Raw genomic sequence first — 20,894 nt, forward strand, 5'->3', positions numbered from 1 at the left:
GAGAGGAAAGATGCGCAACCTGGGTGAACTGGATTTGAACCTGCTGGTGGTCTTCAAGCACCTGATGCAGGAGCGCAGCGTGTCAGGGGCGGCCAAGAAGCTCTGCGTCACCCCCTCGACGGTGAGCAAGGCGCTCGCCAAGCTGCGGGACTGGTTTGACGATCCCCTTCTGGTGCGGGTGCGGCAGGGGCTGCAGCCGACCCAGCTCTCCCTGACCCTGGAGGAGGAGCTCAAGGCCTGGTTCCTGCTGACAGGCAGCATCACTGCTCTCAACAGCGAGGCGATCCCCGAGGGGGCCCGCTTCAGTCTGGTGATGGAGTCCCCCTTTGGCATCAGCTTCCTGAGCGAGCTGCCCATGACCATCTACCAGAAGTACCCCCACTCTGTGGTCAGGATGCTGGGGTGGGATCACCACTCCCTCAACGACATAGTAAACGGGGATGCGGATCTCGGCTTCTGCGCCCGGGAGACCCATGGTCGCTCCCAGGCCAGGGTCAACCGGCTGCCCTACTACATCGATCACGAGGTGCTGTTCACCGATCGCCCCGTGGTGTTCCTGCGCAAGGATCACACCCTGCTCGGGCGGACGTGGTCGCTGGAAAACTTTCTGGCCTGTCCCCAGATAAGCGTGGTGTGGGAGGCCAGCGACAGCTGGGCGCTGGACGATCTGCTGGAGGATGAGGGGCAGAGGCGGGAGGTGCCCATCATGGTCGAGAGCTTCGAGCAGGCCCTGCACATCGCCTCCCAGTCGAGTCACGAACTGATCGCCGTGGCGCCCTCCTATTGCGCTGGCTATGCCGCCAGTCACCACGGCAACCTGATCGCCATGCCCCTGCCGCTCCCCGAGGCACTCTATGTACAACTGGAGATAGCCTTCATCCTGCTGTGGCACAAACGCCATAACCAGGATGCCAAGGTGATGTGGCTGCGCAATGAGACGAAGCGGCTCTATGGCCAGGCGGCGCAGGGACTGGCCCTGTTCCCGTGGGGCGGGGAAGGGGCGGCGCTGGCACCGGCGGGAGATGCCTGATGCGGGGAGCCTGGCCGGCCCCCCGGGTTCAACCGTATTGCTCTTCCATCCAGGCTTCGACGATTAGCTGGGCGGAGACCCCGTCCACGCTGCCCTTGTCCAGCGCCTTGTAGCCGCCGCGTTCGAACAGGCGGGCACGGGCATCCGTGGTGGTGAGCCGCTCGTCCTTGAACTCCACCGGCTTGCCGAAGCGGCCATGGAGGCGGTTGCCGAACTTGCGGGCCCGCACCGTGATCTCCTGATCCGTGCCATCCATGTTCAGCGGCAGGCCGACGATGAGCAGATCCGGCTGCCACTCCTTGAGCAACTTTTCAATCTCGTCCCAGTTGGGAATGCCGTCGTTGGCCTTGAGGGAACGAAGGGGTTGGGCCGTGCCCGTGAGCTCCTGGCCGATGGCGACGCCAATGCTCTTGGTGCCGTAGTCAAAGCCCATGATGCTGCGTGATGACATGGATGTCCTCGAAAAAAGATGAATAAAAAGATGTCGTATCCCCTCACCCTAGCCCTCTCCCGAAGGGAGAGGGAACCGATCGAGGTTATGCTCGCTCGAATCTGGCTAACTCCGTTTTAGCTGACAGGTTGCCGTAGATATATCCGAAACGTGCCGATTTACCCCCTTCTCCCCTCGCGGGAGAAGGGCTGGGGATGAGGGGCACTAAATGGGAACTGCATCAACTAAAGAACGTGGCAAGGGATCTAACTGTGTCCCACCTGGCTGGAGAGATGCAGAGGGTTGACGCCTATGCTGATGACGACAATGGCCTGCTGCCAGCGCTGGTGAATCTGTGTGTCAAACATCATCAGCTATGCCCCATCTGGCTGGATAGATGCAGAGGGTTGACGCCTATGCTGATGACGACCATGGCCTGCCGCCAGCGCTGGTGAATCTGTGTGTCGAACATCATCAGCTGTGCCCCACCTGGCTGGAGAGATGCAGAGGGTTGACGCCTATGCTGGCGGCGGCCTGCTGCCAGCGCTGGTGAATGGGGGTGTCGAACACCAGCCTGGGGTTGGGGGGGATCACCAGCCAGGCGCCATCCACCAGCTCCTGCTCGAGCTGCCCGGCGCTCCAGCCGGCGTAACCCAGCGCCACCAGCCAGTGGTCAGGGGCCTCGTCCGTGCCCAGGGTCTCGAGGATGTCCTTGGAGGTGGTGACCATCATCTCGTCGCTCACCTGCAGGGTGGAGTTGAAGCCGGGCCTGAAACTGTGCAGCACGAAGCCGCGATCGGCATGGACCGGCCCCCCCTGCAGCACCGGCTGTTTCATCTCGGCAGTGGCGGGCGGGCTCAGCTTGAGCTTGGTCAGCATGGCATCCAGGGACATGTCCACCGGGATGTTGACTACCAGCCCCATGGCCCCCTCGCTGCTGTGCTCGCACAGATAGACCAGGGAGCGTTCGAAGTAGGCGTCCGTGAGGCTCGGCATGGCGAGCAGAAAATGGTTTTGCAGTGTTTGCATAGATATCAAAGAGTGCAAAGGTATTTGGGGTGATTATGGCAGTTGACGGCGGCGGGCAAAACCGCTTTTTCGCGCAGAAAACCCGGAAGTCCGGGGGCTGGCTCACATCGTCACGCAACAGAAAAGAGCAGGGGCCGCGTCGGCCCCTGTGGTGTCACTGTCTGGTTGACGGCCTCAAGGGGCGTCACCCTGGGTTATTTTCCCAGTCGGCGCTCGATGGCATCCATCAGCATGCCGGTGATATGCACCGGGAAGGCCGCCTCGATTTCGCGGATGCAGGTCGGGCTGGTGACGTTAATCTCGGTCAGGCGGTCGCCTATGATGTCGAGCCCGACGAAGATGAGCCCCTTCTCTTTCAGGGTGGGGCCCACCGCACGGGCGATGGCCCAGTCCGCCTCGCTCAGGGGGCGTGCCTCGCCACGGCCGCCGGCCGCCAGGTTGCCACGGGTCTCTCCCTGGGCCGGAATGCGGGCCAGGCAGTAGGGCACGGGCTCGCCGTCCACCACCAGCACCCGCTTGTCGCCGTCCTTGATGGCGGGCAGGAAGGTCTGGGCCATGCAGTACTGGCTGCCGTGGGCGGTGAGGGTCTCGATGATGACCCCCACGTTGGCGTCATCTTCCTTCATGCGGAAGATGGAGGCGCCGCCCATGCCGTCCAGGGGCTTCAGGATCACGTCCTTGTGCTCGGCGTGGAAGGCGCGCAGCTTGTCGGCGCGGCGAGTGACCAGGGTGGTCGGGGTGTGCTCGGCAAACCAGGCGGTGTAGAGCTTCTCGTTGGCGTCGCGCAGGCTCTGGGGCTTGTTGACGATGAGGCAACCCTCGTCCTCGGCCCGCTCCAGCATGTAGGTGGCGTAGATGAACTCGGTGTCGAAGGGGGGATCCTTGCGCATCAGGATCACGTCCAGGCTGGAGAGCGGCTGATCCACCACCTCCCCCAGGCTGAACCAGTGGGCGTAGTCATGCTTGACGGTGAGCGGGCGCATGGTGCCAAACGCCCGTCCGGCCTGCATGTAAAGATCCTTCATCTCCAGATAGAAGAGCTCGTAGCCGCGCTTTTGCGCCTCTTCGAGCATGGCGAAGCTGGAGTCCTTCTTGATGTTGATGGCCGAGATGGGGTCCATCACTATGCCGAGTTTGATGGTCATCCGAGATTCCTTCTGGTGGCTCGATTGGGTGGTAGGGGCGATTGGCGAAGCCTAATCGGCCGTTTGAGGCTGCAATCATTCGATGCCGCCACGCGGCTTGTCGACGCTGCCCTCTGGTATTAAGCGAGATCGCCGAAGCGGCACTGCAGCGCAGTGATGGCGGTCAGGGCGGCGGTTTCGGTGCGCAGCACCCGCGGCCCCAGCAGCATCTCCTTGAAATCCTCTTGCACGGTACGGGCGATCTCGTCGCTGGACAAGCCCCCTTCCGGGCCGATCAGCAGCCGCACCCCGTGCTCGGGGACCGGCAGGGTGTTGATGCTGTACGGGGCGCGCGGGTGCAGGTTGAGCTTGAGCTCCTGGGTCTCTTCGCGCAGCCAGGCGTCCAGCTCCATGGGCATGCGCACTTGTGGCACCACATTGCGACCGCACTGCTCGCAGGCGCTGATCACCACCTTCTGCCACTGCTCGCGCTTTTTCTCCAGCCGATCGGCGGGCAGCTTGACGCCGCAGCGCTCGGAGAAGAGCGGGGTGATGCAGGTGACGCCGAGCTCCACGGATTTCTGGATGGTGAAGTCCATCTTGTCGCCACGGCTGATCACCTGGCCCAGATGGATGGCTAAGGGGGATTCCACCGAGCGGGCCTCGCAGCTGTCGATGCGCACCTCCACCGACTTCTTGCCGACGCCTGTGATGGTGGCGGCATATTGGTTGCCGTCGCCGTTGAACAGCTCGAGCTGCTGACCCGGCTGCATGCGCAGCACCCGGCCTATGTGGTTGGCACCGTCTTCCGACAGGGCGAGAGTCTGGCCCACCTGCAGGGCGGCCGGTTCATAGATACGTGGAATGCGCATGGCTGATCACAATCTCTTGGCTTGAACGCGTTGGGTGATGGGAGGGGTGACCTTCCCTGTCAAATGGGGCTATTGGCACTGCTTTTCAATGAAGGGGTTGGTATTGCCCTGCAGTTTGCCGATGCGGCTGTTGCGCTCGCACTCCCAGCGGTCGGCCGGGTACTGCCTGTCCCAGGCCTCGAACAGTTTACGCTGTTGGGCGGCCAGGCGCAGCCCATACTGCTGGCCCATGTAGAGGTAGGCACGGGCTATCTGGCCGCGCACCGGCCCCTTGGGCGGTTGCACCCGGCGATCCTTGAAGTCCACCAGCATCTGGCACTTGCCGTACTGGTTCGGCTTGCCGTTCCAGTCGGAGAATCGGTAGTTGGCCCGATCGCCGTTCACCTCGCCGATGGCGGGGAAGAGGTTGTGCATGTCCCCCTCCATCTTGTTGAACTCGTCGCTCTTGCCGCAGTTCTTGCGCCCGCCCTCCTGCCAGCACTGGAGCTGGTGGCCGAACTCCCAGGCGGGGACCACGTGCTCCCACTCGATGCGAGAGGCGCGATTGGCCTGCTTGCGCGGCAGGTAGCCGCAGCTCTCCCAGTCCGGGGCCATCTGCTTGCCGCTGAACTTGATGTTGCAGCCGCAATAGAAGGTGGTGGGGTGGCTCTGGTAGAGCTTGTTCAGATCCTGCTTGGCGGCGCGAAAGGTCTGGGGGGCCTGGGCATGGGCCGGGGCACTGACCAGCAAGGCCAGGCAGAGGGAAATCAGAGGGCGAAACATGAAGATCCTTGGCAATGAAACGAGTGAATGAAGAAGCTGCGCACCCTAACACAGGGGCGCGACACGGGTTGACTCAATCCGCTGTCAGCACCAGGGGCTGGCGACAGCGGCGGCAGTGATAGCGAGCCTCGCCGCGCACCACCTTGTTGTGACGACGCACCGAGAGCTGATGCTGCTGGCAGGCACAGGCGTAGGCATGGGTACGCTGGGCCAGCACGGCGAGATCGAAGCTGTGGGTGGTGTTGGGGGCGAGGCCGAACACCTCCCGCATCACCGACTGCCACTGGCGGCCGTGGGGCAGCACCCGCGACTTGCCGCGCCCTTCCCCCCAGAGTGCATAGACCAGCAGGTGCGCCACCTCATGGGGCACCACCTCGGCCAGAAAGGCCTGCTGGTTGGCCTGATAGAGCGCCGGGTTGAAGCGCAGCTCCCAGGTTTGCAGCCGCGCCGACCCCGCCGCCCGGCCCCGCATGTTGCAGTGGATCTGCGGGCGCGGGAAGGGGCGGCCGAGGCGTGTCTCCGCCTGCACTAAGCAGGCGTCGACCCGCTGGTGCAGCAGCTGGAGCAGGGATGCGTCGAGTTGGACTCTGGTGGCTGACATCGAGGTCTCGTCGGGTAGCGGATAAGCAAAAGGGGAGCCAGGCTCCCCTTTTATCACAACAGCCAGCCTTACAGACCGGCGGCGTCGCGCAGCAGAGCGGCCTTGTCGGTCTTCTCCCAGGGGAACTCGTCACGGCCGAAGTGGCCGTAGGCAGCGGTCGCCTGGTAGATGGGACGCTTGAGATCCAGCATCTCGATGAGGCCGTAGGGACGCAGCTCGAAGAACTCGCGCACCAGCTTGACCAGCAGCTCCTCGGCTACCTTGCCGGTGCCGAAGGTCTCGACGCTGATGGAGGTCGGCTCGGCCACGCCGATGGCGTAGGAGACCTGGACTTCACAGCGGGCAGCCAGACCGGCGGCGACTATGTTCTTGGCCACGTAGCGGGCGGCATAGGCGGCGGAGCGGTCCACCTTGGACGGATCCTTGCCGGAGAAGGCGCCACCACCGTGACGGGCCATGCCGCCGTAGGTGTCGACGATGATCTTGCGACCGGTCAGACCGCAGTCACCCATGGGGCCGCCGATGACGAAACGGCCGGTCGGGTTGATGAAGTACTTGGTGTCCTTGTTGATCCACTCGGCCGGCAGCACCGGCTTGATGATCTCCTCGCGCACCGCTTCCACCAGATCCTTGTGGCTGATGGAGTCGCAATGCTGGGTAGAGAGCACCACGGCATCCACACCCAGGATCTTGCCTTCGCTGTCGTAGGCGAAGGTGAGCTGGCTCTTGGCATCCGGGCGCAGCCACGGCAGGGTGCCGTTCTTGCGCACTTCGGCCTGACGCTTCACCAGCAGGTGGGAGTAGGTGATGGGGGCGGGCATCAGCACGTCGGTTTCGTTGGTGGCGTAGCCGAACATCAGGCCCTGGTCACCGGCACCCTGCTCCAGCGGATCGGTACGGTCCACACCCTGGTTGATGTCCGGGGACTGCTTGCCGATGGCGTTCAGCACGGCGCAGGAGTCGGCATCGAAGCCCATGTCGGAGTGGGTGTAACCGATTTCGCGCACGGTGTCGCGCACGATCTGCTCGATGTCGACCCAGGCAGAGGTGGTTACTTCGCCAGCCACCATCACCATGCCGGTCTTGACCAGGGTCTCGCAGGCGACGCGCGCCTTGGTGTCTTGCACCAGGATGGCGTCCAGCACCGCATCGGAGATCTGGTCGGCGATTTTATCGGGATGGCCTTCGGAGACCGACTCGGAAGTAAACAGCTTTGCCATGATTGGTTCTCGATTCGTATGGGGTTATCGCCTTGGCCATAACCGGAAAATGACAGTATATCTGTAGAGGTATCTACATCTGGACGTCTATTTTAATTAGGTCACTGGGTGATTGCCAGCACTATTTGGGGTTGGACCCGCCCGGGCCAAGGCTGAGGGGGCAACCACCCCGATGGGGGTAAGAGAGGGGGCGGATTGAATCGTTTTCCCGGGCCAGAAAAGCGATTGTGCTCCCAAAGCCACTTTATTCGCCCAGATAATATTTGCACCGCGCCCGCCCTGCTGGGACAATAACGCGCCTTAATCTTGGCCATCAAATGAAGCAATCGCAGGAGATACAGATGCCTTCTCGTAAAGAGCTTGCCAATGCCATTCGCGCATTGAGTATGGATGCCGTTCAAAAAGCCAACTCCGGTCACCCGGGCGCCCCCATGGGAATGGCAGATATCGCCGAAGTGCTGTGGCGTGGCCACCTCAAGCACAACCCGAACAACCCCAAGTGGGCCGACCGTGACCGCTTCGTGCTGTCCAACGGCCACGGCTCCATGCTGCTGTACTCCCTGCTGCATCTCTCCGGTTACGACCTCTCCATCGATGATCTGAAAAACTTCCGTCAACTGCACTCTCGCACCCCGGGTCACCCGGAGTACGGTTATGCCCCTGGCATCGAAACCACCACTGGCCCGCTGGGTCAGGGCATCACCAATGCCGTGGGCATGGCGATCGCCGAGAAGGCCATGGCCGAGCAGTTCAACCAGCCGGGTCACGACATCGTCGACCATTACACCTACGCCTTCATGGGCGACGGCTGCCTGATGGAAGGTATCTCCCACGAGGCTTGCTCCCTGGCCGGCACCCTGGGCCTGGGCAAACTGATCGCGTTCTGGGATGACAACGGCATCTCCATCGACGGTCACGTGGAAGGCTGGTTCACCGACGACACCCCCAAGCGTTTCGAAGCCTACGGCTGGCACGTCATCCCGGCCGTTGACGGTCACAACCCGGAAGCCATCAACGCCGCCATCGAAGCCGCCAAGGCCGAGACCGGCAAGCCGACCCTGATCTGCTGCCGCACCATCATCGGCTACGGCTCACCGAACAAGTCCGGCTCCCACGACTGCCACGGCTCACCGCTGGGCAACGACGAGATCGCCGCCGCCCGTGCCTTCCTGAAGTGGGATCACGCGCCCTTCGTCATCCCGTCCGAGATCGCCGCCGAGTGGAATGCGCAGGAAAAGGGCACCAAGCTCGAATCCGACTGGGCTGCCAAGTTTGCCGCCTATGAAGCCGCGCACCCGACCCTGGCTGCCGAGTTCAAGCGCCGCACCACTGGCGAGCTGCCTGCCAACTGGGCCGCTGAATCCGCCAAGGTCATCGAGACCCTGCAAGCGAACCCGGCCAAGATCGCGACTCGCAAGGCCTCCCAGAACGCCCTGGAAGCCTTCGGCAAGCTGCTGCCTGAGTTCATGGGTGGTTCCGCCGACCTGGCTCCGTCCAACCTGACCATGTGGTCCGGCTCCAAGTCCCTGACTCCCGAGAGCGCGGCAGGCAACTACATCCACTACGGTGTGCGCGAGTTCGCCATGTCCGCCATCATGAACGGCATCGCCCTGCACGGTGGTTTCATCCCCTACGGCGCCACCTTCCTGATGTTCATGGAGTACGCCCGCAACGCCCTGCGCATGGCCGCCCTGATGAAGCAGCGCGCCATCTTCGTCTACACCCACGACTCCATCGGTCTGGGTGAAGATGGCCCGACTCACCAGCCGGTCGAGCAGATCGCCTCCCTGCGTCTGACCCCGAACATGAGCACCTGGCGCCCCTGTGACCAGGTCGAGTCTGCCATCGCCTGGAAGCACGCCATCGAGCGTACCGACGGCCCGACCTCCCTGATCTTCTCCCGTCAGAACCTGCCCCAGATGGACCGCACCGCCCAGCAACTGGCCGATGTGGCCAAGGGTGGCTACGTGCTGAAGGATTGCGCCGGTACCCCGGAGCTTCTCCTGATTGCCACCGGTTCCGAAGTGGAGCTGGCCGTTGCAGCTTACGAGCAGCTGACCGCCAAGGGCCGCGCCGTGCGTGTGGTCTCCCTGCCGGCCACCGACGTGTTCGACGCCCAATCTGCCGAGTACAAGGAGTCCGTCCTGCCGTCCAGCGTCACCAAGCGTGTCGCCATCGAAGCAGGTATCGCCGACTACTGGTACAAGTACGTGGGCTTCGGCGGCAAGATCATCGGCATGACCACCTTCGGTGAGTCCGCCCCGGCCGAGCTGCTGTTCAAGGAATTTGGCTTTACCGTGGAAAACGTGGTTGCGACCGCTGAATCCCTGTAACAGCCCCTGTAATCACTGACCATTGGGTCGCACTGGCCCAATAGCCGGAAAATAAAACGCCCTCCATCGCAAGATGGGGGGCGTTTTTTATAAGAAAAATTCTCTTTCAGGCAACCTGATTCATCCTGGATGAATAACTCAGGTTTACCACTGGGTATTTTAACTGTCTAAAGTTTCGCTATGTCACGATATTTTTTTTGGTGCCATATGGTGCTGCTTGTAATATTCTATGCGTCTGAATGGAGATTAATCTGCGTTAAATGCAGTATTATTTCCAGTGATATAGGACTGGCGAGTTATTTTGTCGACCTAACATTGTAGTGAATGGTTTTTGAAGTTAATCAGGTGATATCTAGTTTTTTAAAAAAAGATGGAGTATTTACAATGGCTTGTTCTGTATTGATTGATAAGTCAGAGGGAAAGCTGAAGATAAATTCTGATTCGTATGATTTGAATCGGATCTCCGATGTACAAGTAAAAGAACTTACATGGAAAGATAAACTGACAAACATGTTGTTATTTGGGTTAATCACATCAAGTATCCTATTTTACTTTATACCGACTGAAGCGCAGGGAAAGGGAATGACGTTATTTCTTCCCGCAGTCGCTTTTCTGGCAGGTATGGTGATGGCGATGGCCACCAGTGCAAAATACGTATTCAGACTGGAATTTAAACATGCCGATGAAACCGGCGTGCAATGGATCACTGCCGCCAAGAGCAGAAATGTGCGGGAGTATGAGATTTTTAAATTGAAAGAAGCTGAGCTTAAACAGATTCTCGGATAATACAGGTCAGTTTTAAGCATAAGGTCGTCAATATTGACACCCGATAAAAAGACACCGGCCTAAGCCGGTGTCTTTTTTGTCATTAGCAACAACCCTTACGCTTGCGGCGGGGTACTTTCCGCATTGGAGAGTACGGCATCCATCTGGATCAGGGCGCCGGCGGGCAGTTCGCTCACGCCAATGACGGTACGGGCCGGCAGATAGCTCGGGAAGTATTTGGTGTAGATGGCGTTTACTGTGTCCAGATCCTCGATGTTCTTCACCTGGATATTCACCTTGACGATATCGTCCATCACATGGCCGATGCTCTCGACGATGGTCTTGATATGGCCGAGGCACTGGGCGGTCTGCTCTTTGATGCAGCCGGTCAGCACCTTGCCGGTGGCCATGTCGAGCGGCAGCTGGCCGGCGATATGGTTGTAGTGGGAGAAGGCGACGCTCTGGCTATGGAGCGGGCTGCGTGGTGCCTGGTCGGTGTTGCGGGCGCGGATCACCAGGTTGTGCCTGTCTTCCACCAGTTGGGGCGGGGTGCCGTCACCGTGGGAGATGACCGCATCCATCTGCACCCGGGCGCCCATGGGCAGGGCAGAGGCCGCGATCACGCTGCGGGCGGGCAGATAGGCGACGGCGCGGGCGATGGCGGAGTCGGGGAAGAAGGTGCGGTAGACGTCGTTGACGGCCTCCAGATCCGCGAGGCTGGTCAGATAGAGGGTCACCTTGACGATATCGTCAAAGGGCACATCTATGCTCTCCAGCACGTTTTTGATATTGCGCAGGCACTGGGCCGCCTGCTCCTGGATGCCGCCGGCAACCAGCTGGCCGGTGGCGGCATCCACCGGCAACTGGGCACCGATATTGTTGTAGTGGGAGAAGGCCACCGTATGGGTCGAGAGCGGGTCGGCCGGCGCCCGGCAGCTGTTTCGGGCGAGCTTGATCAGGGGGCAGGGGGCCTGCGGGAAGGTACCTTCCCCGTTGGAGAGCAGGGCGTCCATCTGAATGGCGGCGCCTAGCGGCAGGGCGGCCACGGCCAGCACGGTACGGGTCGGCAGGTTGCGGGGGAAGAATTCCCGATAAACGGCGTTGACCGCCTCCAGATCTCCCATGTTCTTGAGGAAGAGGGTGACTTTCACCATGTCGTCCATGACGTGGCCGATGCTCTCGACTATGGCCTTGATATTGGTCAGGCACTGTCTGGCCTGGGTCTGGATATCGCCACTCACCAGTTTGCCTGTCCTGGGATCGACCGGCAGCTGGGCGGCAATATTGTTGTAGTGGGAGAAGGCCACGCTCTGGGTGCTGGGGCCCAGATCCTGGGGGGCATTGGGGGTATTTCTGGCGGATTTGATGATGGTACCACTCATGGCGATACTCCTTTCTCTTTATTGATGTAGGGTCAACGCCTTCCCTCCTCGATTGCCGCACGTCTCGCTTTATTTCGGCAACAGTTGCCCGTTCCCGACGAATGACGACGGGTGATACGGAAAACAGTCATCGCTGTTTCGAGTCTTGCTTCGACGTCGCCTGCGTGGGCGAACGGCTGATGAAGAAATGGATCGGGTTGATGATTCAGACAGGGGGATTCTATGGGGGGTCGACCAGGGGATGCAAACCGGGATCGCATTTCTATGAAGTGGCTCAATGCTCTGAAATATAGCTAAAATGTGGTTCAATTCACCATATATAACGGCTGGCCGGATGTCATAACGCGCCTTATAAGGGAAATGGCCGCAGTGCGTGGGTTTGTGCCGGATCGACGTTGATCAATTCTGTGAATAAAGGGTTAATCATCGGCAATATTTTGCTGTTCATGCATTTAAATATGAATGGCTATGCATTTTATGCCCATGGACGGGGCTGTCAGCGACCTTAAAAATATGCTAGCCAGTGTCCGTTTTCGACCCTTGAAACAGCGGCGGGAAATATCATTCACCCAGGCTGCATGACGACGATGTCATTGACGCAAGCGAGCCGCCGTAATCAACCAATACGGGCTGCATATGACATCCAGATTTATGCAATGAAATTGCAGCGGGAAATAGAAGGGGAATGAACAAGGTCGATAACGGCTGACGACAGAGCCGGACAATGACAGAGAGGGCGGCATATGCCGCCCTCTCTGTTCGTGTGCGCAGGTTGCCCGCTCAGGCGGGGTAGAGGGCACCGAGCACAGCCGGTCGGCTGGCGCCGGTGACGGCGGGCAGGTTACCGGGCTGGCGCGTCACGAAACGCTGTGCCAGCCAGGCAAAGGCCGCTCCTTCCACCCAGTCGGGGGCGAGCCCCAGCTCGGCCGTGCTGGCAAGGCGCCAGCGGGGCAACAGGGCGGCGAGCTCCCCCAGCAGGGGGCCATTGTGGGCGCCGCCGCCGCAGACGAACAGCTCTGGCCTGGTTTGCGTCTCATCCACCGCGGGCAGTTGGCGGACTATGCTGTGGCAGGTCAGCGCCTGCAGGGTGCGCTGCACATCCACCGGGGCGTATGCCGTGCCTGCCAGCTCGTGGTCTAGCCACTCCAGGGTGAACATCTCCCGTCCCGTGCTCTTGGGGGCGAGGGCGGCGAAGTAGGGGTGAGCCAGCAGCTTGGCTAGCAGCTCGGGAACAAGCTGGCCGCTGGCCGCCCACTGGCCACCGGCGTCGTAGTTGCCGCCGTCGGGCTGATGGCGGCGATACCAGCCATCGAGCAGGGTGTTGGCCGGGCCGGTATCGAAGCCATAGACGCCGTCGGCCTGGCCCGGCAGCACAGAGATGTTGGCGATGCCGCCGAGGTTCAGCACCACCCGCAGGGCATGGGGTTTGGCAAAAATCGCCTGATGGAAGGCGGGCACCAGGGGCGCCCCCTGACCGCCGAGGGCCATGTCCAGGGCGCGAAAATCGGCCACCACATCGATGCCGGTCAAGGCAGCCAGCAGGGCCGCATTGCCGATCTGCAGGGTAAAGCCGAGCTGGGGGCGGTGGCGCACTGTCTGGCCGTGGGAGCCGATGGCGCGGATATCCTTGGGCTCAAGCCCGGCCTTGGCAAGCAGCGCCAGGGTGGCGGCGGCAAATTCGCGGGCTACTAGGTTGTCGGCCACCCCCATGCGGTCTATCTCGTTCTCCCCTGGGGTGCAGAGGGCGTGAAGCTCGCGGGCCGTTGCCTCTGGCCAGGGGTGGCAGAGTGCCGCCTCCACCCGAAGGGTTTCCCCATCCAGAGTGACCAGCACGGCATCGATGCCATCCATGCTGGTACCCGACATCAATCCGATATAGCGCTCAGCCATGGTGTCTCCTCAATTGCGGGTCGTGATAGAGAGCAGGAGATTGGGGAATAGGGTCATGGCCTCAATGCCATGCCATATTCTGGTACCCGACATCAATCCGATATAGCGCTCAGCCATGGTGTCTCCTCAATTGCGGGTCGTGATAGAGAGCTGGAGATTGGGGAATAGGGTCACGGCCTCAATGCCATGCCATATTCTGGTGCCCGACCTTAATCCGATATAACGCTCAGCCATGAGCTCTCCTCAATCTGGTTGCCAAGAGTGGGCTGAATAAAAAGGGCTGGCGGGGCATTATCCCGCCAGCCCCTCTGGCCTTAGCTGCCGTTGCTGTCCCGCTTGTTCTGTGCCAGTTGCAGCTCGTTACTGTCGAGCTTGGCCAGTTGCGGTCTGGCCTCGGCCTTGAAGCTGGCCAGCGCCCGTCCGGTGAGGGTCTCGGCCTGGGGCAGGGTGAGGGTGCGCGGGTTCTTGTGCACGCCGCCCACCACGAATTCATAGTGCAGGTGCGGGCCTGTGACCCGGCCCGTGCCTCCCAAGAGGCCTATGGTCTGCCCCTGTTTCACCCGCTGCCCCTTGTTCACGGTGCGCTTGGAGAGGTGCAGGTACTTGGTCACATAGTTGCCGGCGTGCTTGATAAAGACATAGTTGCCGTTGAACTGGTTGTAACCGGCGGCCACCACGCTGCCCGAGCCCGCCGCCATGATGGGGGTGCCCACGGGGGCCACGTAGTCGATGCCGTTGTGGGGGCGCACCTTGCCGGTGACCGGGTGCAGGCGACGCGGATTGAAGTTGGAGCTGATGTATTTGAAGTTGACCGGGGCGCGCAGGAAGCTCTTGCGCATCGCCTTGCCTTCCGGGGTGTAGTAGTTGCCATCCTGGTTCAGCACGGCGCGATAGATGGCCCCCTGGTTGATGAACTCGGCGGCCAGGATGTCGCCGGAGGCCACTCGCTCGTCATCCTGGTACTTGTCTTCGTAGACCACCCGAAAGCTGTCTCCCGGCTGCAGGTCCTGGGCAAAATCGATGTCCCAGCCGAAGATGGCGGCGAGATCCATGATCTGATCCTCCGTCATGCCTGCCTCGCTGGCGGCGCCCCAGAAGCTGGATCGGATCTCCCCCTTCGCCACCTGCTCGCGGGTGTCGAGCTCAAGGCGCACCGGTCTGGCCACGAAGCCGTCGTCCTTGCGGCCCACCTTGAGTGCCTGCTCCAGGCTGTGGGGGTAGTAGAGGCTGTGCAGCTCGCCCTGTTCGGTGAGCTTGAAGGTGAGCTCCTGCCCCGGCTGCAGCATGCGCAGGGGATCGCTGCCGTCGAGCTGATCGATGAGGTGCAGATCCGTGGTATTGAGCCCGATGCGCTGGAAGATGACCCCCATGTTATCGCCCCGGCGTACCTTCACCTGCTTGGTGATGTAGCGCGGCTTGGGCGGGGTGAGGGGCTGCGCGGCCTCGAGTTCATCGGTCGCTGCGGCCGCGTCGGCGGGCTGGCGCAGGGCAAGCTCGTTGCCGTTGTCATCGACCCGGGTGGCGACCGCCTGTTCGCTTGGCCAGGCCGCCAGCATCATCACCAGGATGCTCAGAATAAGCACCATCTTGCGGTGCCAGGTAGGAAGAGAGTTGAAGGCGTGCCAAATGACCATGAGAAGCTGACGAAGTTGAACCCAGAAGAAGGTCGGAGTTTACCGCCTTTCCAATTGGCCTGCCATTCCAGTAATATGTCTGGCCCTGTGGAATCGTGATTGGAGAGTCAAAAAATGTCCCAGCTCGAGGTGGCGCTAGCCGAGATCAAGCGCGGAGCGGAAGAAATTCTGGTTGAAGAAGAACTTGTCGCCAAGTTGAAGGAAGGGCGCCCGCTGCGCATCAAGCTGGGGATGGACCCGACGGCTCCGGACATTCACCTGGGTCATACCGTGATCCTCAACAAGCTGAAGACCTTCCAGGATCTGGGCCACGAGATCATCCTGCTGATCGGCGACTTCACCGCCATGGTGGGGGATCCCTCCGGCAAGAACAGCACCCGCCCGCCGCTCTCCGAAGAGGCGATCAAGCACAACGCCCTCACCTATGCGGAGCAGGCGTTCAAGATCCTGGATCCCGCGAAGACCCGCATCGAGTACAACTCCAGCTGGCTGGGCGAGCTGGGCGCGACCGGTATGATCAAGCTGGCGGCCAAGCAGACCGTGGCCCGCATGATGGAGCGCGACGACTTCAAAAAGCGCTACACCGGCGGCCAATCCATCGCGATTCACGAATTCCTCTATCCGCTGCTGCAAGGCTATGACTCGGTCGCGCTGAAGGCGGACGTCGAGCTCGGTGGTACCGATCAGAAGTTCAACCTGCTGATGGGCCGCGAGCTGCAAAAAGATGCCGGCATGGCCGCCCAGTGCGTGCTGATGATGCCGCTGCTGGTGGGTCTGGACGGCGTCAAGAAGATGTCCAAATCCGCCGCCAACTACATCGGCGTACACGATGCCCCGGGCGAGATGTTCGGCAAGATCATGTCCATCACCGACGATCTGATGTGGAACTACTACGAGCTGCTCTCCTTCCGTCCGCTGGCTGAAATTGAAGAGTTCAAGGCAGGCATCGCTGCCGGTACTCTCAACCCGCGCGACGTGAAGATCTGGCTGGCCAAAGAGATCATCACCCGCTATCACGACGAAGCGGCGGCCGAAGCGGCCCACGAAGACTTCACTCAGCGCTTCTCCAAGAACGCCATCCCGGACGAGATGCCTGAGGTCGAACTGGCCCTGGAAGGGGAAGGGCTGGCCATCGCCAACCTGCTCAAGGATGCCGGTCTGGTGGAGACCACCTCCGAGGCGCTGCGGATGATCAAGCAGGGCGCGGTCAAGCGTGATGGCGACAAGCTGGAGGATGGCAAGGCGCTGGTCGGCGCCGGCACCGCCGTCTATCAGGTCGGCAAGCGCAAGTTTGCCCGGGTGACCGTCAAGTAAGTCGCCAGCCCCTGGCGCCGCCATAAGAAAGGCCTCCCTAGCGGAGGCCTTTCTGTTTTGGGCTGGGGACCCGGCAGTGTCACTCTGCTTCAGGAAGTTGCGATAGAGCATATAGAGGTGGGCCGAGCTCCAGCTGAAGTTGCTGGCCCCCTGCATGGCGCCGGTCTCCGGGTTGTAGTTCTCGCGGATGGGGCCGCTGCCCGCCAGCCCCTCGGCGTTGGCAAACAGCTTGTTGACCAGCAGCTGGGCATCGCTGCGATAGCCGTAGTTCTCCAGCCCCTTCACCCCGAAGTAGAACTGATCCAGCCAGACCCGGCCGCGCCAGTAGATATCGGGGTCGTAGGCCGGGTTGGTCAGTGCCGCGGTGCCTAGCGGCACCTTGGTGTTGAACTCCCGGGCGTTGAGCATCACCTCGCGCACCCGCGCCGCCTTCTCCTTGTCCGCCACCTCGGCCCAGAGCGGGCTCCACCCTTCCGGGCCACGGCCACGGGCGGTCAGCAGTTTGCCGACGCAGCCGTTGGCGTCGGGCAAATCCCCCTGGGCTATCTGGCGATCGTAATAGAAGCCGGAGGCCTCATCGAACAGGCAGCTGTTGATATAGCCGGCGAGCTGGGTCGCCCCTTCGCGGTAGCGGATCCCTTCGTCCGGCTTGCCGAGCAGCTCGGCCATGTCCGCCAGGATACGCTTCTCTTTCGCAAGGAAGGCGTTGAGCTCCACCGACTCCTGATCGATGGAGAAACCGATCAGCTCACCACTGCCTTCATGGTTCTCGAAGAAGGCCACGTTCCAGTCCTGGCGGGCTTTGTCGATGTCGCCGCCATAGGCCTTGTCGGCATAACGTTGTAACTGGTCTTGCTCGATAAAGCCGAAGCGGGCGGCGTTGTCCATGCCGGACTCCCAGCCGGCGCCGTGCTGGGCGCCGATATCCATCTCGTCGTAACCGCCAACGCTCAGCATCTGCTGGTAAAGCGCCATGCCGGCGCAGCCGTACCAGCCGTCCCCCTCGTCGGTACAGCTGGTGAGATCCAGCCCGGCGGGCACGCCACTCCCATATCGCACCTTGAAGGTGATGTTGCCGAACTCGTCGTTGTGCTCGACGTGACGGGTGGCGCCGTACTCGATGATGCCGTTGTGGTTGTTGTCCCGCGCCCTGTACCACCAGTCGTGATAGGCCTGGATCTTCGGATACATCTCGGCGATGAAGGCCTTGTCCTTGGTGGCGCTGTAGATCTCCCAGATGGCCCAGGCGGAGAGGGGCGGCTTGGTATCGCGCTCGTTCCAGTTGCCGCCGTCACCACCGCGATCGGCGAGCTTGTTGTAGAAGACGGCATCGATCACCATGCCCGCATCCTGCGGCCGCACCGGATCGTCCGGCTGCACCTGATAGTCATACATGGCGCGCACGTTATTTTTGGCCACCTCCGGGTTGAAGTGGGCCATGGCGTAGGCGTGTTTCCAGCTGTCCCAGGCCCAGACACCGTCGAACCAGCGGGCGGTGTTGGAGGGGGTCACCCCGTCATGAAGGATGGCGCCAGCCGGTGAGCGCCAATTGCCGTTGAGGGTCTCCATCGCCTTGACCGCGATGCGGCGCTCCGACTCCGGGATCCCCTGATTGGAGAGGCCGCGCGCCAGGTAATCCTCCCAGCGGCGGATGGAGTCGTCGAAATAGCTGGCAGGCTTGGCCAGCAGAGCGTTGCGGCTCTGCTGGAAGCGGTTTGCGTCAGCACTGCTGTGGACATAGCTCTGCAGGGTGTAGATATCCTGCTGGCCCTTGGCGGCCAGGGTGAGGCTGGCCTCGCTCACGTAGCCGAGCCCCTGCTCGTCGAGGGTGGTGCGACTGGGCAGGGTGCGATCGATGCGGTAGCTGGCGCTGCCGCTTTGCATGATGTTCCAGGTGCTGCGCAGCTCGCCGAACTGGAATGCCACGCCGCGCTCGCTCTGGCTGATGGTGCGGCGCCAGTCGGGATACTGCTCGGCGACCGTCTTGTTGGCATCCCACTGCTGGAGCAGCTCCCCCTGCCAGTTGAGGGTCAGGGTGAGGGGCGCATCCTGATTGTTCACCAGACGGGTGCGGATCAGCGCAGTGCGGGCATCGCCGTAGCGCAGCTCCAGCTCCAGGGTGAAGGGCTCGAACTCGAAGCGCTGCACCAGGGCGCCGGGGATGGCGTAGATCTCATGCTTGCTGGCGCTGGTGAGCGGGTACTGACGGCCGCTCTCATCGCTCAGGGTCAGCTTGTCCAGCTCGCTGGCGAAGAAGAGGCTGTACTCTTCGGCGATCACCATGGGGCCGGTGAAGCCCCCCCACTCGTTGTCGCTTTTGGGCAGCAGGAAGCCGTGCCAGGCCCCGAGATCGAGCAGGGGGTTGTATTTGAGGTTGGAGTAGCTGTCAAAGTCACGGAACTGGAGCGGGGTGCCGGTGCGATCGATCACGTTCCTGTACTGGTTCGCCAGGGTGGCGCCGGCTGGGGTCGGGGCATTCGAGTCATTGCCGTTGCAGGCGGCCAGGCCAAACAGGGCGACACCCAGGGCGATGGAAAGTAAACTTTTACGAAACATATCTCGCTACAATGACGATTTTGTAGGTTAAGGAAGGTGCTTTTTTGTGTTTATTTTAGTAAAAACGTTTTCATGGCCATTCTAGGGGAAAGAAAGCGGAAAGGTTGGCGCTGCGTCACACTCCGGGCGGGGAACTGTGTGATCGGGATCACCGGGTTACATGAGGTTACACAGGAGTTGTTTTTAGTAACTATTTACTTGGCGTTGCGGGTCAGTTGCGGGGGCAGGTGCGCAGATATTGGTAGGGGGTCAGACCGAACGCCTGCTTGAAGCGGGCGGCGAAGCGGCTGGGGGCGTCGTAACCGCAGGCGAGGGCCGCCTCCAGCGGGTTCAGTCCCTGTTGCAGCAGGGTGAGGGCGTGGCTCATGCGCACCTGGGCTTGGGTGGTCTGACTCATCGTGCGGCTGGCCATGGAGCAAACCCGCTCGAAGCAGAATGTCAGAGCCGGGCTTATCTCAAGGCGCGGCTTCCGCTGCGGCGTGGCCTGGGCGTCCGTCAGCCACTCGGCGGGGAGCGGGCCGGCCATAAAAAAACCGGCCTCCATGAGGCCGGTTTTGACATCTTGCTGACAGCCGCGGGCGGCTTAGCGCAGTATCATCTGCTCGCGGCCCGGGCCGACGGAGACCATGGGAACCGGCACACCCAGCAGGGCTTCGATGCGCAGCACATAGTGCTGGGCAGCCTTGGGCAAGTCTTCGAACTTGCGGATGTGGGAGATGTCTTCGCTCCAGGCTTCCATGGACTCGTACACCGGCTTCAGACCGGCGGTTTGCGGCCAGATCGGGTTCTCGGTGTTGGCACCTTCGTAGGCCACGCAGATCTTCAGATCCGGCATGCCGGAGAGGCAGTCCAGCTTGGTCAGGGCGATCTCGTTGGCAGCCTGGATCTCCAGACCCTGCTTGGTGGCGACCGCATCGAAGTAACCGATGTCACGGGGACGGCCGGTGGTGGCGCCGAACTCGTTGGCGAACTTGCGGAACTCTTCCTGGTTCTCCATGGCGGTGATCAGGGTGCCGGTACCGACCGAGGTACTGAACGCCTTGGCCACGGCAATCACGCGCTCGGGGCGCAGGGCCGGCAGGCCGCCACCGATGCCGGCGTAGGCGCCGGAGACGTGGGAGGAGGTCACCCAGGGGTACTCGCCGTAGATGAGGTCACGGCCGGCGCCCAGCTGGGCTTCGAACAGCAGTGTGCCGTTCTGTGCCTGGATGGCCTTGAGCGGCTCGCTGACGTTGCAGACGGCGTCGATCCAGGGGGCGGACACTTCCAGCAGCCAGTCGGCCATCTCCTGGGCGGTCTGCTTGAATTCGAAGCTGGGGTAGAGGGCTTTGAGCTGCGGCAGTTTCCAGTCGAGGAAGAACTGGATACGCTCGACCAGCACGTCCGGCTGTTTCAGCCAGCCCACCAGGATCGCCTTTTTCATGACCCGATCACCGTAAGCCGGGGCAATGCCCTGACGGGTGGAGCCATAGGCGCCATCACCCAGACGGACTTCTTCCAGGGTGTCTTCCAGGGCGTGGATCGGCAGGCAGAAGGTGGCTCTGTCAGAGATGGCGAGTTTGGGAGTCACGCCGGCGGCCTTCACTTCGGCCAGTTCCTTGGTCAGCGGCTCCGGGCTGATGACCATGCCAGGGCCGAGCACGACCAGGCAATCCGGGTTGAAGACGCCGCTTGGCAGCTGGTGCAGCTTGAAGGTGCCAAGATCGTTGACCACGGTGTGGCCGGCGTTGTTGCCGCCCTGGAAACGGATGCTGGCGGCGGACTGGCCTGCCAGATAATCGACGATGCGGCCTTTGCCTTCATCACCCCAGTTAGCACCTACGACTACGATAGACGACATGACTCTTTCTCCTAAGACGTTAGGCGTCCATCCTAGGAGCCCTGTGCGGATTAGAAAAATTAATTATCTTTATAATTCCGATAAGTAAGTCATATAATTATGGCCAATTTAT

General features: G+C 61.5%; 16 protein-coding genes and 1 pseudogene. 4 read left to right on the forward strand and 13 right to left on the reverse strand.

The window, feature by feature from the left end; genetic code table 11:
* The first annotated feature begins 10 nt into the window (after positions 1-10).
* Positions 11-1,030, forward strand: a complete 1,020-nt coding sequence (yidZ, locus tag HB860_RS03860) for an HTH-type transcriptional regulator YidZ (protein WP_247625788.1) — start codon at positions 11-13, stop codon at positions 1,028-1,030.
* Between the two features lie 28 nt (positions 1,031-1,058).
* On the opposite strand, the gene ruvX is transcribed toward yidZ, so the two are convergent.
* The 7 genes from ruvX to metK all read right to left on the reverse strand — a co-directional run bounded on the left by ruvX (position 1,059) and on the right by metK (position 7,068).
* Positions 1,059-1,481: a Holliday junction resolvase RuvX gene (ruvX, locus tag HB860_RS03865; protein ID WP_025326196.1), complete on the reverse strand. Its 423-nt coding sequence runs from the start codon at positions 1,479-1,481 to the stop codon at positions 1,059-1,061.
* 453 nt (positions 1,482-1,934) lie between these two features.
* Complete coding sequence (locus tag HB860_RS03880; RefSeq protein ID WP_139435608.1) at positions 1,935-2,489, reverse strand: YqgE/AlgH family protein; 555 nt, start codon at positions 2,487-2,489, stop codon at positions 1,935-1,937.
* Positions 2,490-2,683: 194 nt separating this feature from the next.
* Complete coding sequence (gene gshB / locus HB860_RS03885; protein WP_025326198.1) at positions 2,684-3,634, reverse strand: glutathione synthase; 951 nt, start codon at positions 3,632-3,634, stop codon at positions 2,684-2,686.
* A 119-nt stretch (positions 3,635-3,753) separates the two neighbouring features.
* Positions 3,754-4,485 carry a 16S rRNA (uracil(1498)-N(3))-methyltransferase gene (gene rsmE / locus HB860_RS03890; protein WP_247625789.1) on the reverse strand — a complete coding sequence of 244 codons (732 nt, stop codon included), beginning with the start codon at positions 4,483-4,485 and terminating at the stop codon, positions 3,754-3,756.
* Between the two features lie 69 nt (positions 4,486-4,554).
* The gene (locus tag HB860_RS03895) at positions 4,555-5,247 is read right to left on the reverse strand and encodes an endonuclease (RefSeq protein ID WP_005330560.1); all 693 of its coding nucleotides are present in this window, start codon (positions 5,245-5,247) and stop codon (positions 4,555-4,557) included.
* A gap of 73 nt (positions 5,248-5,320) precedes the next feature.
* Positions 5,321-5,848, reverse strand: a complete 528-nt coding sequence (locus tag HB860_RS03900; RefSeq protein ID WP_247625790.1) for a SprT family zinc-dependent metalloprotease — start codon at positions 5,846-5,848, stop codon at positions 5,321-5,323.
* 68 nt (positions 5,849-5,916) lie between these two features.
* Entirely contained in the window at positions 5,917-7,068 is a 1,152-nt protein-coding gene (metK, locus tag HB860_RS03905) for a methionine adenosyltransferase (RefSeq protein ID WP_005330558.1), read from the reverse strand.
* Between the two features lie 341 nt (positions 7,069-7,409).
* Between metK and tkt the strand changes: the two genes are divergently transcribed.
* Positions 7,410-9,401 (forward strand): transketolase, encoded by a 1,992-nt coding sequence (gene tkt, locus HB860_RS03910; RefSeq protein ID WP_139435601.1) that lies wholly within the window; start codon positions 7,410-7,412, stop codon positions 9,399-9,401.
* A gap of 324 nt (positions 9,402-9,725) precedes the next feature.
* The gene (locus HB860_RS03915) at positions 9,726-10,187 is read left to right on the forward strand and encodes a hypothetical protein (protein WP_247625791.1); all 462 of its coding nucleotides are present in this window, start codon (positions 9,726-9,728) and stop codon (positions 10,185-10,187) included.
* A gap of 95 nt (positions 10,188-10,282) precedes the next feature.
* Here HB860_RS03915 and HB860_RS03920 read toward each other — a convergent pair whose 3' ends face one another.
* The 3 genes from HB860_RS03920 to HB860_RS03930 form a co-directional block, all read right to left on the reverse strand.
* On the reverse strand, positions 10,283-11,548 hold the full coding sequence (locus HB860_RS03920) for a RidA family protein (protein ID WP_247625792.1): 1,266 nt from the start codon (positions 11,546-11,548) through the stop codon (positions 10,283-10,285).
* Between the two features lie 780 nt (positions 11,549-12,328).
* Positions 12,329-13,438, reverse strand: coding sequence for an anhydro-N-acetylmuramic acid kinase (locus HB860_RS03925; RefSeq protein WP_247625793.1), 1,110 nt, complete (start codon positions 13,436-13,438; stop codon positions 12,329-12,331).
* A gap of 314 nt (positions 13,439-13,752) precedes the next feature.
* Positions 13,753-15,072 carry a peptidoglycan DD-metalloendopeptidase family protein gene (locus tag HB860_RS03930; protein WP_247625794.1) on the reverse strand — a complete coding sequence of 440 codons (1,320 nt, stop codon included), beginning with the start codon at positions 15,070-15,072 and terminating at the stop codon, positions 13,753-13,755.
* Positions 15,073-15,186: 114 nt separating this feature from the next.
* On the opposite strand from HB860_RS03930, the gene tyrS reads away from it, so the two are divergent.
* Positions 15,187-16,386: a tyrosine--tRNA ligase gene (tyrS, locus tag HB860_RS03935; RefSeq protein WP_247625840.1), complete on the forward strand. Its 1,200-nt coding sequence runs from the start codon at positions 15,187-15,189 to the stop codon at positions 16,384-16,386.
* Positions 16,387-16,473: 87 nt separating this feature from the next.
* Here the strand turns inward: tyrS and ygjK are convergent.
* From ygjK to HB860_RS03950, 3 genes and pseudogenes are all read right to left on the reverse strand, one after another.
* A pseudogene (gene ygjK, locus HB860_RS03940) lies at positions 16,474-18,942 on the reverse strand (alpha-glucosidase); the annotation flags it as partial.
* Positions 18,943-19,153: 211 nt separating this feature from the next.
* Positions 19,154-19,468 carry a helix-turn-helix domain-containing protein gene (locus tag HB860_RS03945; protein ID WP_432612667.1) on the reverse strand — a complete coding sequence of 105 codons (315 nt, stop codon included), beginning with the start codon at positions 19,466-19,468 and terminating at the stop codon, positions 19,154-19,156.
* A gap of 57 nt (positions 19,469-19,525) precedes the next feature.
* Positions 19,526-20,782 (reverse strand): adenylosuccinate synthetase, encoded by a 1,257-nt coding sequence (locus HB860_RS03950; RefSeq protein ID WP_139435583.1) that lies wholly within the window; start codon positions 20,780-20,782, stop codon positions 19,526-19,528.
* Positions 20,783-20,894 lie beyond the last annotated feature (112 nt).

The organism is Aeromonas genomosp. paramedia (genome assembly GCF_023093515.1).
Classification (GTDB): Bacteria; Pseudomonadota; Gammaproteobacteria; order Enterobacterales; family Aeromonadaceae; genus Aeromonas.

Bases quoted from the DNA above. Each gene is read 5' to 3' on its own strand.
- HB860_RS03915 (WP_247625791.1), top strand. From the start codon at position 9,726: ATGGTTTTTGAAGTTAATCAGGTGATATCTAGTTTTTTAAAAAAAGAT.
- HB860_RS03925 (WP_247625793.1), bottom strand. From the start codon at position 13,438: ATGGCTGAGCGCTATATCGGATTGATGTCGGGTACCAGCATGGATGGC.
- HB860_RS03895 (WP_005330560.1), bottom strand. From the start codon at position 5,247: ATGTTTCGCCCTCTGATTTCCCTCTGCCTGGCCTTGCTGGTCAGTGCC.
- HB860_RS03930 (WP_247625794.1), bottom strand. From the start codon at position 15,072: ATGGTCATTTGGCACGCCTTCAACTCTCTTCCTACCTGGCACCGCAAG.
- gshB (WP_025326198.1), bottom strand. From the start codon at position 3,634: ATGACCATCAAACTCGGCATAGTGATGGACCCCATCTCGGCCATCAAC.
- HB860_RS03880 (WP_139435608.1), bottom strand. From the start codon at position 2,489: ATGCAAACACTGCAAAACCATTTTCTGCTCGCCATGCCGAGCCTCACG.
- HB860_RS03900 (WP_247625790.1), bottom strand. From the start codon at position 5,848: ATGTCAGCCACCAGAGTCCAACTCGACGCATCCCTGCTCCAGCTGCTG.
- rsmE (WP_247625789.1), bottom strand. From the start codon at position 4,485: ATGCGCATTCCACGTATCTATGAACCGGCCGCCCTGCAGGTGGGCCAG.
- tyrS (WP_247625840.1), top strand. From the start codon at position 15,187: ATGTCCCAGCTCGAGGTGGCGCTAGCCGAGATCAAGCGCGGAGCGGAA.
- HB860_RS03945 (WP_432612667.1), bottom strand. From the start codon at position 19,468: ATGGCCGGCCCGCTCCCCGCCGAGTGGCTGACGGACGCCCAGGCCACG.
- metK (WP_005330558.1), bottom strand. From the start codon at position 7,068: ATGGCAAAGCTGTTTACTTCCGAGTCGGTCTCCGAAGGCCATCCCGAT.
- ruvX (WP_025326196.1), bottom strand. From the start codon at position 1,481: ATGTCATCACGCAGCATCATGGGCTTTGACTACGGCACCAAGAGCATT.
- tkt (WP_139435601.1), top strand. From the start codon at position 7,410: ATGCCTTCTCGTAAAGAGCTTGCCAATGCCATTCGCGCATTGAGTATG.
- yidZ (WP_247625788.1), top strand. From the start codon at position 11: ATGCGCAACCTGGGTGAACTGGATTTGAACCTGCTGGTGGTCTTCAAG.
- HB860_RS03920 (WP_247625792.1), bottom strand. From the start codon at position 11,548: ATGAGTGGTACCATCATCAAATCCGCCAGAAATACCCCCAATGCCCCC.
- HB860_RS03950 (WP_139435583.1), bottom strand. From the start codon at position 20,782: ATGTCGTCTATCGTAGTCGTAGGTGCTAACTGGGGTGATGAAGGCAAA.